Here is a 14378-nt window from a genome sequence, read left to right on the forward strand (position 1 = left end):
AATCTTAATAATGTAATTTGGGACTAGTTACTACTTTGATATTGACATTTGGGAACATATCACTAAACTGTTGAAATATAGCTGAGCATGAAGGACAAGGACATAAATCACTTGTAACTTTTATCTCTCCTGTGACTTCTGGATATCTTTTCCCTTTAACAGCACCCTTTTGTTTAGCAAAATACTCTAATCCGATTAATTCAGTATCAAGATGTCTTGTGACAATAGTTGGTTCAAATACTCTTTCACCATTTTTTACCTTTATAATAAATTCCTCAGGAATAAATTGACCGCTATTTGCCATTTGACTATTGTAACCTTCGCCACTTGCTATTATTTTTTTTTGCCCATCAAACTCAATAGTCGCTAAATTTCTTTTACTACCAATGCCGTAAGTAGATTTAGTTTCTGAAGTGAAAGTGTGCCAACTATCATCAACAAGCTCCACTGTAACTTTAGGATTGTTCTTGCAAAGGTTTCTGAAGCCTTGAAAATCTCCTTGATTTAAAATACTTGCAAATAGGTCATCAACCTTCCCTCCGTTAACATTTTTCCATTTGCTATATCCCCCAGCATTTTTTATAGCCTGATAATTATCTTCTACTTCTTTTAAAACTTTCACATTAGTTTTTTCTAATGATTTCTCTTCTAAAAGCAAGTGCCAAGCATCAAAAACTTTATCAGGATCATCAGCCTTTGAAGCATAATCTCGCAACTCTTTTGAGGCATACAAATCATTTTCAAAAAGACTTTTTACTGTTTCACATTGAGTAAAGCCATAAAAAGAATTTAAGAAAACAAATAATAATATAATATTTTTTAAATATTTCATTTTAAAATTCTCCTTTTATTTTTTTCATAATATTTTCAGGTAATTCAGGGTTTTCCCAAATTCCATGAATATAGGTTACATCTTCCCCTCTCGCATCTTCTCCTGCACTACGTGGTTGATAATCAAATTGCCAACGTTTTGACTTAATAATAATGTATTCCTTTTCTAAATGTGACAGCACCCATGATAAATATACAATTGAAAATCTATCATCATTTGAAATTTTAGCGAGTTTATATCCTGAAGATTCTCTTTTAATAATTTCAAAACTGAAAATATTAGACAGATAAACTAACTCTTCTTCTGTAAAATTTAATTTCAAATTCCCACTAGGATTAAACGTTAATAACTTAGATCTTTGCTTTTTTGCATTCTCATACAAAGAATAATTATCAATAAATATTTCTGGTCTAATCAATTCCTGTTTTATAGTACAAAACCCTCTAATTTGATTTTCAACAGAGGAATGTGCATCATTAGTTTGAATACAATAAAATTCTTCAATTTTTTTCATTAATTAATTCAAGTTGCTAATTTAAAAGAGGAAAAAAAGAAAAGCAAAGGTTAAGTAAATTTGTTTTGCGAACCAATAAACAAAACCGATGCTTAGTAAAGACAAAATTATATCAATTTTTTGTTTAATAGATGATATTTTACATGGAATTGACCATAAAGAAGACGTGTTAGTGATAGTGAAATTATTTTAGCAGCAATTTTATCATCAACAAGTTTTTATGGTAATCATTGTTCAGCTATTAGGTTTGTCAAACAATATGGATTTATCCCAGAAATGGTGGATGCGAGTAGATTTAATAGACGATTACACAAAATAGCGAATTTGCTTTATGAGTTATTTGAGATTGTAAGTTTCTATTTTAAAGAATTTTGTTGTGAAATGCAGTATATCATTGATTCATTTCCTGTTCCAGTATGCAATAATATGAGAATTATGAACTGTAAAATTCTAAAGGAAGAAAAATATAGAGGCTATACAGCAAGTATGGGAAACTATTTTTATGGTATTAAAGTGCAATTGCTTACTACAAAAGATGGGATTCCAATAGCTTTTCATTTTACACCTAGAAAAACTGGAGATGCCAAAGCAATAGGAAAAATGATTGACAAGTTACCTGTAAAAGCTTCATTATACGGCGATAGCGCTTATACCGACTATGCTATAGAAGATATTGCCTTAGAAAGAAAATGTATTTCATTGAAAATTTAACGTAAATCAAATGCTAAAAGAATAGATACTTTGGAACAGAAAAATGAAAAACTTAAAATGAGAAAAAGAATAGAAACAACAATAAGGGATATTAAAAAAATGTTCTCTAGAACCATACATGCTGTAACATTGGAAGGATTTTTAATAAAGCTAACATTATTTGTCTTTGGACTTCAATTAAACAAAATAATCAACTAGCAACTTGAATTAATTAATTAAATCCTCTCCTGAAAACTGAACTAATTTATCGTTAACTAAAATAGCTACATTACTTCTTCCTACTATAGTAATAGTATTATTGTTAATCCTTACACTCGGTGTTACCTTAAGTGCGTCAGTAGCATCCCCTCCTGTCGCAGTTATACTATTCTCAACATTAAAAACAACTCTATCTACTTTACGGTCAATCAATTTCTTTTTAGCTTTGATTACTACCTCCTCCAGTTGTCTAGAATCTTCTACTTTTAAAACTTCCAAATTTATAGACCTAGTAAATGAAAATTTCTTTTCTACTAGTGTATTATTTAACTACTTCACTTTTAAACTGTAGTATCCACTTACAAGTTTGATTTTAAAAAAACCTTCTTCATTCGTCAAAGTAGTGCCTACAGCTTTACTATCAAGATTGAGCATAATCACTTCTGCTAGTTGAACTGGTGAATTATTTTTATCAATAATCCTCCCTTTAATTTCAATTTGAGCAAATAATGTAACAGGAAACAATGTAAGTAGAAGAAATAATTTTATTTTTTGCATGACTCTATATTAACTACATCTTATTTACTTCAATACTTATATCACCTAACAAGAGATTTCCTTCTACGACAATTTTTCTCTTGAAAATTGTTTTACTATTTTGTTGAATCTTTAAAGTATAATTTCCTTTCTTTTCAATCAATTCAAACTCACCTAGATCATTTGAATAGACTTTTTTGGAAGAAGTCGTTGATGTTAATTTAATTTTTAAGGATGGTAAAGGTTGATTATTTTTATCAATAATTCTTCCTTTTATTACATACCAACTTTCTTTAGAAATTGATATTTTTTCTTGAGATATATTCTCAATGTTGTTTAGAACAAGAGTTCCTATATTTACATTTTCATTCAAGATTAGCTTTTTCTTCAATAAAACCTTTTCATCTTTTACAACTTCTAAATCAAACTTTCCTTTCTGTTCTGTTATTGCAAAGAAACCATCTTCATTTGTGTAGGTATTTTTTAATGACGTATTATCTGAAGCTGTTAGATAAACTTCTGTCATTTGAAGAGGGACATTATTTTTATCTACAATTTTTCCTGAAATTTCAATTTGTGCTACTGATATGGTTGGTAATATTGCTAGTATTAAATTTTGTTTGATTGTTTTCATTAGTTTATTTATTTTGTAGAGATAAAGTTGAAATTAAAATATAATTTTGTTCATGATTATCTAAAATTAATACATAAATCTTAGATACTTGTCTATTTCATTTATTAATTTTAAAAATATACTATTTTAATCCTAAAAGGTATTCTTTAGAAGCTCAAAGCTAGTTAGGCAGTTGCCACTGTTTTATCCCCCATTTTAAAAATTTCCATGCGCTCCGTAGGAGTAAGCCCTTGCAAAAAAGGAGCTAATAACCTTTTGCATTCTTTCAGTTTAGTTTGCACTTCGTCTAAAACACTTTGTGGTATTTCAAGACTGATTTGATTTTTTGTCCCCATAGTTTATATTTGTTTTTGATTATCCCCTACCCAATCAACAAACAATGCTGAAAAAAAGATTAAAAGGCTTTCTTGCTTTTATATCTTTGCTTAAAATTGCGATGCAAAGTAATGGGAGGAGATTGGGTTGTGCAAATGCAAGTGTTATCAATTTATAAATTGAAAAGAACAGTTTATAAATTGAAAAAAATTTAAACTTATAAAAATTTGTATTTCAGATGTTTAAAAAAAATATAATTATATTATCTTTTTTTCTGTTTGTTCATACATTACAATCAAAAAGTATAAATACGGATCCGTCACATAATGAAAAGACCGATATAACTATTGATTTGAATATTCTCTTTGATAAATATTATATTTTAAGTTCTGATAGAAAACAACAATTAATGATTGCTAATAGATACCTGACTTTAGCAAAAAAAAGCAAAGCCCCTAAATACCTTATTACAGGTTATACTCTTATTGCCAATAGTCTTGATTTTAAAAAAGGAAAAATTTTTATAGATAGCTTAAATACAATAGAATGTAAAAATGATGAAAATTGTACACTTTTAAAATTAAGTAATCGAGGTGCTTTTTTTTATCAAAACAGATATTATAGAGAGGCTCTAGATGAATATATAAAGGCGAATGATTATTTTAGAAAACTAAAATTAAAAACAACTGATTTACATATAGGTATTAAGGATGCCATTGCCAGAATAAAAAATATTCAAGGAAGAACAAATGAAGCATTAAAAATTTATCTTGAAAACGAAAAATATCTGAAGAAAACTATAGGGACTACGAATGAAAATTTATATACCGATTGCCTTTTTTCGATCACCGAATGTTATAATAAACTTCAATTAACTAATGAAAACGAAAAAATAATAGCAAAAGGGCTAGCACTTACAAAAAGTAATAATGACCACAATAGTCATAATTATTTTGTTTTTGCAAAAGCAAAGAACAACTATAATTTAAAACAATATAGAGAAGCGTTGACGCAATTTTACACTATCCTTCCTGTATTTTCAAAAAATGACGATTATATTAATTATGCAGAATGCTGCTTTTATATTGGGAAAATAAATGAATTCAGCAATAATAAAAAATTAGCAATAAATTATTACATAAAAGTAGATTCGATATTAAATCAAAAAAAATATGCTTATTCCGAACTGAAAAACATTTACCCAATACTTATAAAATATTTTGAAAAAAATAGAAACTTCAATACATCCTATTATTTTAGTAAACAACTTATTAAAGCTGATAGTATATTACAAAGAAATTATGAGTACATAGTTGATAAAACTCATACAAAATTTGATATTCCAGAAATGGAGGAGAAAAAAGAAAAAGAATTTTCTAAAATTAAAATCAGTCTTACAACTATTATTATATGTATACTTTTCATTACATCTGTATTAGCATATATTTTCAATGAACATAGAAAAAAGAAAAAAACGCAACTTATAGAACAATATCGTAAATTTCAAAAACTACTATCCGAAAAGGAAACGCTTGAAAATAAGCTCGATTCTTTGGAACATTTAAAAGTTGCGACTGTTGAAAAAAATAAAAGAAGTGAAACAATTTTAGAATTGAAAGATAAGTCTTTACTAGACGAACTACTTATTAAAAATCTATTAGAAGGACTTAGCCTATTTGAAGAAAATCACTGCTACACTAACCCAGAATGCTCCCTTGATTCATTAGCGAATGATTTAAAAACTAATACAACATATCTTTCTCATGTTATAAATAAATATAAGAAGACAAACTTTTCGAATTATATTCACGATTTACGAATTAATTACTTTATTCAATTATTAAAAAAAGACAAAAAATTCCAAAATTATTCCATACAGGCTTTAGCTCAAGAAATAGGCTATAAAAACCATTCCACTTTTACTAGAATTTTCAATACCAAAGCAGGGATGACACCCTCAATGTACATAAAAGCTTACAAAGAAGATAAATTGCTTGATAATTTATAAATTGAATATATTAATACTTTGAAAGAATATAGACTTAACAGAACTTTGTAAAAAATAAAAGTTTTATTACAATGAAAAACAAAAAAAGAAATCAAAGAATTTAAATTTCAAAGCATTAATCAATGTTGAGAAATAAGTAATTAGTGGAGGAACAAACACCTTATATACCGATAGTGATGGAGGAGGACATGAAAAACCAATTATTGCTATTAGTAGACCACGTTAAAACGAACCCGACTTTATGTGTCGGGTTGTCTGTAACTCTCAACCAATCTAAAATTGAGCTAATTTTTTTAAACCAAATATTCCAATGCTTGTTAATTCCTTAAAGGTATATTTTTCTGTTATCTTTATTTGTCTAAATAGTACTATTATCAATGGACAAGAAACTAAAAATTCTATCAATACACCCATATTTGATGTTAACAACTGGCAGCATCTTGATTTAGAAGCAAACGGAATTATGGGGATTAGCCTAGATAAAACTTATAGTAAAATCTTAAAAAAAAGTAAAGCAACTCCTATTATAGTTGCTGTTATTGATAGCTACATTGATAGTTCAAATCCTGATATTATACATCAAATTTGGAAAAATACCAAAGAAATTCCTAACAATGGCATTGATGATGATGATAACGGGTATATTGATGACATACAAGGTTGGAATTTCATGGGAAATAGAAAAGGTGATTGTGTAGCTTATCTAAATACTGATTCACAAAGAAGATTAAAACTTTTATATGCAAAATATAAAGATAGTGTCTCTATAAAAAAAAATAAAAACGATTCCATTCGTCACTCCAAAGCCCTAGCTTCGCAAAAAAATCAAATCGCTGAACATAAACAAATAGTGAATGCTCAAGATTACTATAGTACTGCCTATCCAGCTGCAATGAAAAGAATAAAAGAATTTTTTCCTAATGGAAATTACACTCTTAAAGAAATAGACAGCTTATCAGTAATATATAAAGATTCTAAAGATACTGCAATACAGGATGATTTATATTTTATAAAAAACATTAAAGCTTATAATCTAGACGTTAGCTATTTTAAAAAATTTGCCATTAAAGCAGACTATTTAAAAAATACATTACTCAATCCTAATTACAACGATCGTAAAATAATAGGTGATAATGAAAACGATATAAATGATCATAATTACGGTAATCCTTTTACTTGGAAACTTCCAGAACTCTACGCACACAATACTTATATGACAGGTGTTATTGCAGGTAACAGAAATAATACTTTAGGAGCAAAAGGTATAATGGATACCAAAATTAAAATAATACCCATAACAATAATGCCGGATGAAGGATCGATGACAGACAAAGACTTGCATTATGCTATAAAATATGCCGTTGATAATGGAGCAAAGGTAATAAATATGAGTTTTGGTAAATTACACCCTATATATCCAGAATGGATAAAACAAGCAATTATATATGCTGCAAAGAAAGATGTCCTTTTAGTGGTATCCGCAGGTAATGATCGTAAAAATATAGATTTACTCGCACAATATCCTAATGATTATGATTTTGAAAACTTTATAAAAGGGAAAGAATATGTAAAAAATCTTATTGTAGTAGCTGGAAACACACCACATGCTAATCAAAATTTAGTATATGAGTCTAGTAATTATGGTAAAAGAAATGTAGATGTTTTTGCTCCAGCATCTGAAATAAAAACCATTGAAGTATTCTCTGGAGAACATATCGGAGAAGGTACTTCTTATTCAGCTGCTATAACCTCAGGTCTTGCTGCATTAATTCGATCGCATTACCCAAAACTTACTGCAGAGGTAGTGAAAAAGATTATCATGGACTCTGCTATTAAACTTGATCTTATGGTTCAAGTTCCTGGTGAAAAAGAAGGCGTTTTGAAACCCTTCAGTGAATTATCTAAATCTGGCGGCGTGGTAAATGCCTATAATGCTATGTTAATGGCTAAGGAGAAAAATAAGAGAATAAAACAGTCAAATGTTTTTAAAAAAAATTAATACTCCCCATAGTACATTATCTAAAAATGGTTGCTAATTTTTGGCTTAGAAGCGGTGATAGTAGTTCTGCCAATAATTTTGTTGGTTTTTTAGAAGATACAATGGCTAATTTTGGAACTAAAAAAGTAGGTTTAGTTCGATTGGATAGCGGATTTTTTCAAAAAGATATTTTGGATTATTTAGAACAAAAAGCACTTAATTACATTGTTGCTGTACGCTTTACACACCCTATTCAAAACCTTATTAACAAGCAAGATTTATGGATAAGTGTAATTATTAGGATAAAAACAGAAGAATTATAATTGTTAGACAAAAAATCTCAAAGCCTCCAAATACTACAGGAAGAACATTAAGCTTATTCCCAGAAGATGAAATACATAGAAATTACAGATACTCAGCCTATAGTACAAATGTAGAATATGCCGCTACAGACGTATGGAGAAACTATAGACAAAGAGGGGATGCTGAAAATAGAATCAAAGAATTAAAATCAGATTTTGGTGCTGAAAGTTTTAATCTTAAAGATTTTTTTCCATTGGGATTATCCTATTGACTGGACTAAGGAAATTCCTAATGCGGAATCTGGGTTTAACTTACAACGGTCAGGTCAAATAGTGGCTATTAGATCTAAAATTTTAAAATTGTGGGGATATTTGGAAAACAAAAAACCCTAACTCCTTTGTTTAGAAGGGTTAGGGTGTTAAACCTGCGGAGAAAGAGGGATTCGAACCCCCGGACCTGTTACAGTCAACAGTTTTCAAGACTGCCGCATTCGACCACTCTGCCATTTCTCCAGTAAAACTCGCTATACTTCTGTATCGCGAGTGCAAATATAAGATAGTTTTTTATTTATACAAACTTTTATTTTAAAAAAATATATAAATTTTTAATATTTTACATATTCTATTATTTCCAATCCATAACCTATCATTCCTACTCGTTTTCCTACTTCTGTATTAGATACTAAACGAATTTTTGTTATATCTATATCATGAAGGATTTGAGCTCCTATCCCATAGTCTTTACTATCAATTACTATTTTAGGTGCTTTCATCTCTCCTTGTTGCTGTAATTCTTTTAATTCTGTAATACGATTTAAAAGACTTATTGTTTGTATATCTTGGTTAATAAAAATAACAGCTCCTTTACCTTGTTCATTAATAACTCGGAACATATCATCTAATTGTTTATCAACATTATTTGTCAATGTTCCTAATAGATCATTATTAACTTGAGATGAATTAATTCTGGTTAGAACAGCTTCTCCTGAATTCCAAGTTCCTTTCGTTAAGGCAATATGAATTTGCTTATTAGTAATTTGTTCGTAAGCTCTTAAGCGGAAAATGCCAAATCGAGTTTGTATATCAAAATCTTCCTTTTTACAATCAAACTATCATGTTGCATTCTGTAAGCCACCAAATCCTCTATAGAAACTAATTTTAAATTAAATTTTTGAGCTACTTCTACTAGTTGAGGTAATCTAGCCATAGTACCATCTTCATTCATAATTTCTACAATAACGCCAGCAGGTTTTAAACCCGCTAAACGAGCAAAATCTATGGCTGCTTCTGTATGTCCTGTACGACGTAAGACACCTCCTTTTTTTGCTATTAAAGGAAAAATATGACCTGGACGGGCTAAATCAAAAGGCTTCGTATCAGGATTTACTAATGCTTGAACTGTTTTAGCTCTATCAGAAGCTGATATACCTGTAGTAACGCCATGTCCTTTTAAGTCTACAGAAACAGTAAAAGCCGTTTCCATGTGATCTGTATTATTCGTTACCATGGGATTAAGTCCTAATTCTTTGCAACGTGTTTCTGTTAGTGGTGCACAAATAAGTCCTCTACCATAGGTAGCCATGAAATTTACCATTTCAGGTGTAATCTTTTCGGCTGCGGCAAGAAAATCGCCTTCGTTTTCTCTATCTTCATCATCAACGACAATAATTACTTTTCCTTGGCGAATATCTTCTATTGCTTCTTCAATGGTATTTAATTTAATGGTTTGTGTTTCCATTTTTATTTTTTTTTGAGTTGTGTTAGTTTTGTATATATAATCTTAAATGGTTCTGTAATAAAATCAAAATTAACGTCTCCGTTATCATTAACTGCTTTTTTAGTTAAATAAATAGCTAAAGGAGTTAATATTAGAGAAGCTAGAGAAGCTCCTAAAAAAACGGGTATTTGGGATTCTTGTGCCATTTTTTTACTAAATGTATTCATAAAATGAAACGAAATAAAAATAAGCATAGCAAATACAATAGGTAATCCTAATCCTCCTTTACGAATAATGGCTCCTAATGGTGCCCCTATAAAAAACATAAGTATACAGGCATAACTAAAAGTAAACTTTTCAAAAATGGCATTTAAATAACCATTTATTTCTTTTTCTTTTGAGAGCATTGCAAATTCATACATCTCTAAATTACTTTTAGTACTTATTAAATCACTTTCAGCTACATTTAATACATTAATTTTAGATGAATTGTTTTTAACAATGCGTAATAAATCTGTTTTCTTTGTGTTCTTAATTTTTAATGTATCTACATTATAATCATTTGTAATTCCAAGACGTTGATAATTATTATCTGCAAGTGCAATGAGTTCTTTATTATAATTAGCTCTTAAGGAATCTGCCGTATATTTTAAATCATTAATTTTAAGCATTGCATCAGAATTTTTTAATTCATCTTTCAAGGCTTCATTAGTATTTAGTTTAGATAAATCAATATTGATTGTATACTTTTTAAAAAAAACTTTTACGAAGGGTAGCTTCCGGCGTTGCTCATAATCAACAGGACTAACGTCCTCATAATAGTAGCCTTCTTTTAAGATTAATTGTAGCAAATCATTAGACTCTGATGATAACAAAAGACCTTCTTTTGATTTGATTACTGTTTTTGCTCCTTCTCCTTGATTTGACTTTTTATGTATCGTAACGTTTTTAAGTTTTTCTCCTTTTTCTCCTTCCTTTTTTTCGACTTTTATATTAAATTCTCCTATATCACAAAATTGACCTTCAGCAATAGCTAATGCTGGCTTTACTTGTGCTAAATTTCGTCTAAAATTGGTAAACTTATATTCTGAATAAGGTATAACATTATTAGCAAAAAAGAAAGCTATTATACTTAAACCAAAAATGAATACTAATAAAATTTTTAAACTTCTAAAGAAGGAAACGCCTGCTGATTTCATAGCAGCAAATTCATAATGTTCTGCTAAATCCCCAAATGTCATAATAGAAGCCAACAATACTGTTAAAGGTATTACCATAGGCATCAGCTTAGGGGTTGCAAAAATTAAAAACTTGGTAATCATAAAAAAATCAAGGTCTTTACCTGCTAATTCAGATATAAATAACCAAACAGTTTGTAAAATAAATATAAAAAACAAGATTACAAATACGGAAGTAAATGTAATCAAGAAGGACTTAAGTAAATATCGGTCTAGGATTTTCATTCGTAAGATTAATCCGAAGTTATTGATGTAATAATTGGGGTATTTTGCTTTCACAAAGGTAAAATAGTTTTTAGGTAAAGCTCCATTTGTTTTTAGAGAATTAACTGTTAACGTTACTTTTGTTCCATTTTTATTTAAAGTAATCGTATTATAAATTAGTTGAGTTGCTATATCAACTCCCACTAAAATTTGTTTACGATCATCTTTAGATCCTATTGGTGTCAACTTTATATATTGAATTTTTTTACCTTTAATACTTTGATTTATGTCCCAATTATATTTAAAACCATTATTAAAGAAGGTCAACATTTTTGCTGGAGTATCTGCTTCTTCTTCATTTCTCACTTTTGCAATTGAAACTTCTTCATCTTCTTTTGATATTGTATATACTTTTGCTCCATCACAAATTTTAGTAACGCCCATAAAATTCAAAAGATATTTATTGTCAGACAAGGTAACATTTCCTTTACTATCTTGATTAATTCCTTCTTTAGCGTTTTGTAAATTATATTTAAAATCTACTTGAATAGTTTTAAAAGACTTAACCTTTGCCGCCACTTTATCTAATAAAGCTTTTGCTTTTGCATCATTTTGGGCTTGTAAATTAATAGAAGTTAAGGCTAATAATAATACAATTATTCTTTTCATTTTATTTAATTATTTTTTTCATTATTTAAAAAATGTTCAAGAGCAACCAAATCAGGTATATTTACAGTACGCGCTTTACTTCCTTCGAAAGGACCTACTATACCGGCCGCTTCTAACTGATCTATTAGTCGACCTGCACGATTATATCCTAATTTTAATTTTCGTTGAATTAGAGAAGCTGAACCTTGCTGAGCTGTAACGATTACCTCTGCTGCATCTCTAAAAAGAGAATCTCGTTCTGAAATATCAATATCAAGACTTGTCCCTCCCCCATCTTCACCTACAAATTCAGGAAGCAAATAAGCATTAGGATAAGCTTTTTGAGCCCCTATAAATTCTGTAATCTTTTCTACTTCTGGGGTATCTACAAAGGCACATTGTACACGCACTAAATCATTACCATTGGTATATAATAAGTCTCCTCTACCTATTAATTGATCAGCACCTTGTTGATCTAAAATGGTTCTAGAATCTATCTTAGATGTAACTCTAAAAGCAATACGCGCAGGGAAATTAGCCTTAATAATACCTGTAATCACGTTTACTGAAGGACGTTGTGTTGCTATTATTAAATGAATTCCAATTGCTCTGGCTAATTGTGCCAAACGGGCAATAGGTGTTTCAACCTCTTTACCTGCTGTCATGATTAAATCAGCAAACTCATCTACTACTAGCACAATATAAGGTAAAAAGCGATGTCCTAACTCTGGATTTAATTTTCTTTGTTTGAATTTTTCGTTGTATTCCTTAATATTACGTACCATCGCATCTTTTAATAAAGAATAACGATTATCCATTTCTACACACAATGAATTCAGCGTGGTTATTACTTTTGAATTATCGGTTATAATAGCATCTTCTGTATCTGGTAATTTTGCTAAATAATGCCTTTCTATTTTATTAAAAAGGGTTAATTCTACTTTTTTAGGATCAACTAACACAAATTTAACTTCAGCTGGATGTTTCTTATATAATAAAGAAGTAAGTACAGCATTTAATCCTACTGATTTACCTTGTCCCGTTGCCCCCGCCATTAATAAGTGAGGCATTTTAGCTAAATCAACCACAAATGTTTCATTAGAAATAGTTTTCCCTAGAGCAATTGGCAACTCCATTTCTGCTTCTTGAAATTTTGCTGATGCTATAACACCTTTCATAGGTACTAAGGTTGGATTTTTATTAGGCACTTCAATGCCAATGGTTCCTTTACCGGCATCGGAGCTATAATACGAATTCCTAATGCTGCCAACGAAAGTGCAATATCATCTTCTAAACTTTTTATTTTAGATATGCGAACACCTGCTTCTGGCACTATTTCATACAATGTTACAGAAGGTCCAACAGTAGCCTTTATTTGAGCAATATCAATCTTGTAGTTACGAAGTGTTTCTACAATACGATTTTTATTTTCTTCTAGTTCTTCTTGATTAATTGTAATACCTCCCGAACCATATTCCTTTAATAAATCTATAGTTGGAAATTTATAGTTGGAAAGATCTAATGTGGGGTCAAATTCGCCAAAATGAGCCACTAAACGCTCTGCTAGATTTTCTTCAATAATATCTTCTTCTTCTACTTTTTGAATTACTAATTCATCTGAATTATGTTCTAATTCGCTTAATGGTTTAGAAGTAGGATTAAGATCTAAAGTCAATTCAGAAGAATTTTCTATAGTAGGTTTTAAAATTTCTTTATTCTTTTCAAACTGGGAAGGAATTGTTTTTAATACAATACCTTCTAACTCCTCATCATCGTAATCTTCTTCTAATATTTCAGTTAGAGCTTTAGTATTTTTTTCTTTCTCTTTTAATAGAGGTTGAACTTCTTCTTCTTGAACGGCAAATTCCTCTAAATTATAAACTGTTGTACTTTCTTTAGATAATGGATTTTTAAAATCTTCTTTTAATTCGGTTTTTGTTTTCTCAAAAGCTGCTTTAATAGCTTCTGGCGATATTTTTATCTTAAAAATAAGATAAATAACTATTCCAAAAAGTAAGGTAAGTAAAGTACCTGCTTTTCCTAAATAATCTTGTAAAAAGAATTCATTTCAAATCCTATGACCCCTCCTAATTCAGGAAGAGAAGTACTAAAAAATCCAAAAAGAATAGAAAGAATTATAATGACAAAAATATCCCAAAACCACGTTTTCTTTAATTTAGAAACTGCTAAATCAAGTACTAAGTAAGATCCTGTTAAAAACAACAATCTTACAAAGAAAAATGCGGCAACACCAAATCCTTGGTAGACAAAAAAATGAGCTAAAAATACGCCTAATTTCCCTAACCAGTTTTGAACTTGTGATTCTCTATTACCAAATTCATTAATTTCACTTTGATCCAGTTTACCATTAACAAAATAGGAAATAAAGGAAATTGCTAATGCAATAGAAAACAATATAAGTAAAATTCCAAATGTTATTTTTTGTTGACGGCTTACTCCAAATCGTCTTTGTGAATTTTCAGATTCTACTTCGGCAGATGTATTTTCTTTCTTTTTGATTTAGCCATTATATTTTTAAAAA

9 protein-coding genes, 1 tRNA gene and 5 pseudogenes are annotated in these 14378 nt (G+C 29.3%); 5 read left to right on the plus strand and 10 right to left on the minus strand.

The features are described from left to right. Window positions 1–4 precede the first annotated feature (4 nt). Together JJC05_RS00495 and JJC05_RS00500 are read right to left on the minus strand one after the other, a co-directional pair. Window positions 5–832: a deaminase domain-containing protein gene (locus tag JJC05_RS00495; RefSeq protein WP_235877917.1), complete on the minus strand. Its 828-nt coding sequence runs from the start codon at window positions 830–832 to the stop codon at window positions 5–7. A gap of 1 nt (window position 833) precedes the next feature. Beyond that, complete coding sequence (locus tag JJC05_RS00500; protein WP_235877918.1) at window positions 834–1346, minus strand: hypothetical protein; 513 nt, start codon at window positions 1344–1346, stop codon at window positions 834–836. A gap of 88 nt (window positions 1347–1434) precedes the next feature. Here JJC05_RS00500 and JJC05_RS19005 point away from each other — a divergent pair. After that, window positions 1435–2255 (plus strand): annotated as a pseudogene (locus JJC05_RS19005) (IS982 family transposase). Between the two features lie 9 nt (window positions 2256–2264). Here the strand turns inward: JJC05_RS19005 and JJC05_RS00510 are convergent. The 4 genes from JJC05_RS00510 to JJC05_RS00525 form a co-directional block, all read right to left on the minus strand. Further along, a complete protein-coding gene (locus JJC05_RS00510) occupies window positions 2265–2534 on the minus strand; it encodes a hypothetical protein (RefSeq protein ID WP_235877920.1) in 270 nt (89 codons plus the stop codon). Between the two features lie 51 nt (window positions 2535–2585). After that, entirely contained in the window at window positions 2586–2813 is a 228-nt protein-coding gene (locus JJC05_RS00515; protein ID WP_235877921.1) for a carboxypeptidase-like regulatory domain-containing protein, read from the minus strand. 13 nt (window positions 2814–2826) lie between these two features. Beyond that, window positions 2827–3426 carry a carboxypeptidase-like regulatory domain-containing protein gene (locus JJC05_RS00520; protein WP_105196628.1) on the minus strand — a complete coding sequence of 200 codons (600 nt, stop codon included), beginning with the start codon at window positions 3424–3426 and terminating at the stop codon, window positions 2827–2829. A 164-nt stretch (window positions 3427–3590) separates the two neighbouring features. After that, window positions 3591–3761: a hypothetical protein gene (locus tag JJC05_RS00525; protein ID WP_235877923.1), complete on the minus strand. Its 171-nt coding sequence runs from the start codon at window positions 3759–3761 to the stop codon at window positions 3591–3593. A gap of 218 nt (window positions 3762–3979) precedes the next feature. On the opposite strand from JJC05_RS00525, the gene JJC05_RS00530 reads away from it, so the two are divergent. From JJC05_RS00530 to JJC05_RS19010, 4 genes and pseudogenes are all read left to right on the plus strand, one after another. Beyond that, on the plus strand, window positions 3980–5749 hold the full coding sequence (locus JJC05_RS00530) for a helix-turn-helix domain-containing protein (RefSeq protein WP_235877925.1): 1770 nt from the start codon (window positions 3980–3982) through the stop codon (window positions 5747–5749). 310 nt (window positions 5750–6059) lie between these two features. Beyond that, window positions 6060–7748, plus strand: coding sequence for a S8 family serine peptidase (locus JJC05_RS00535; protein ID WP_235877927.1), 1689 nt, complete (start codon window positions 6060–6062; stop codon window positions 7746–7748). 20 nt (window positions 7749–7768) lie between these two features. Next, window positions 7769–7991: pseudogene (locus tag JJC05_RS00540) on the plus strand (IS1380 family transposase); the annotation flags it as partial. Between the two features lie 41 nt (window positions 7992–8032). Next, a pseudogene (locus JJC05_RS19010) lies at window positions 8033–8280 on the plus strand (transposase); the annotation flags it as partial. 177 nt (window positions 8281–8457) lie between these two features. Here JJC05_RS19010 and JJC05_RS00550 read toward each other — a convergent pair. From JJC05_RS00550 to JJC05_RS00570, 4 genes and pseudogenes are all read right to left on the minus strand, one after another. Beyond that, a tRNA-Ser gene (locus tag JJC05_RS00550) sits at window positions 8458–8542 on the minus strand. 92 nt (window positions 8543–8634) lie between these two features. Continuing rightward, a pseudogene (gene ribB, locus JJC05_RS00555) lies at window positions 8635–9767 on the minus strand (3,4-dihydroxy-2-butanone-4-phosphate synthase). A 2-nt stretch (window positions 9768–9769) separates the two neighbouring features. Next, window positions 9770–11857 (minus strand): outer membrane lipoprotein periplasmic chaperone LolA1, encoded by a 2088-nt coding sequence (gene lolA1, locus JJC05_RS00560; protein ID WP_258929347.1) that lies wholly within the window; start codon window positions 11855–11857, stop codon window positions 9770–9772. A gap of 5 nt (window positions 11858–11862) precedes the next feature. After that, window positions 11863–14356 (minus strand): annotated as a pseudogene (locus tag JJC05_RS00570) (DNA translocase FtsK). Between the last annotated feature and the right edge of the window lie 22 nt (window positions 14357–14378).

The sequence above is a fragment of the Flavobacterium davisii genome, assembly GCF_019565505.1.
In the GTDB taxonomy this organism is placed as follows: domain Bacteria; phylum Bacteroidota; class Bacteroidia; order Flavobacteriales; family Flavobacteriaceae; genus Flavobacterium; species Flavobacterium davisii.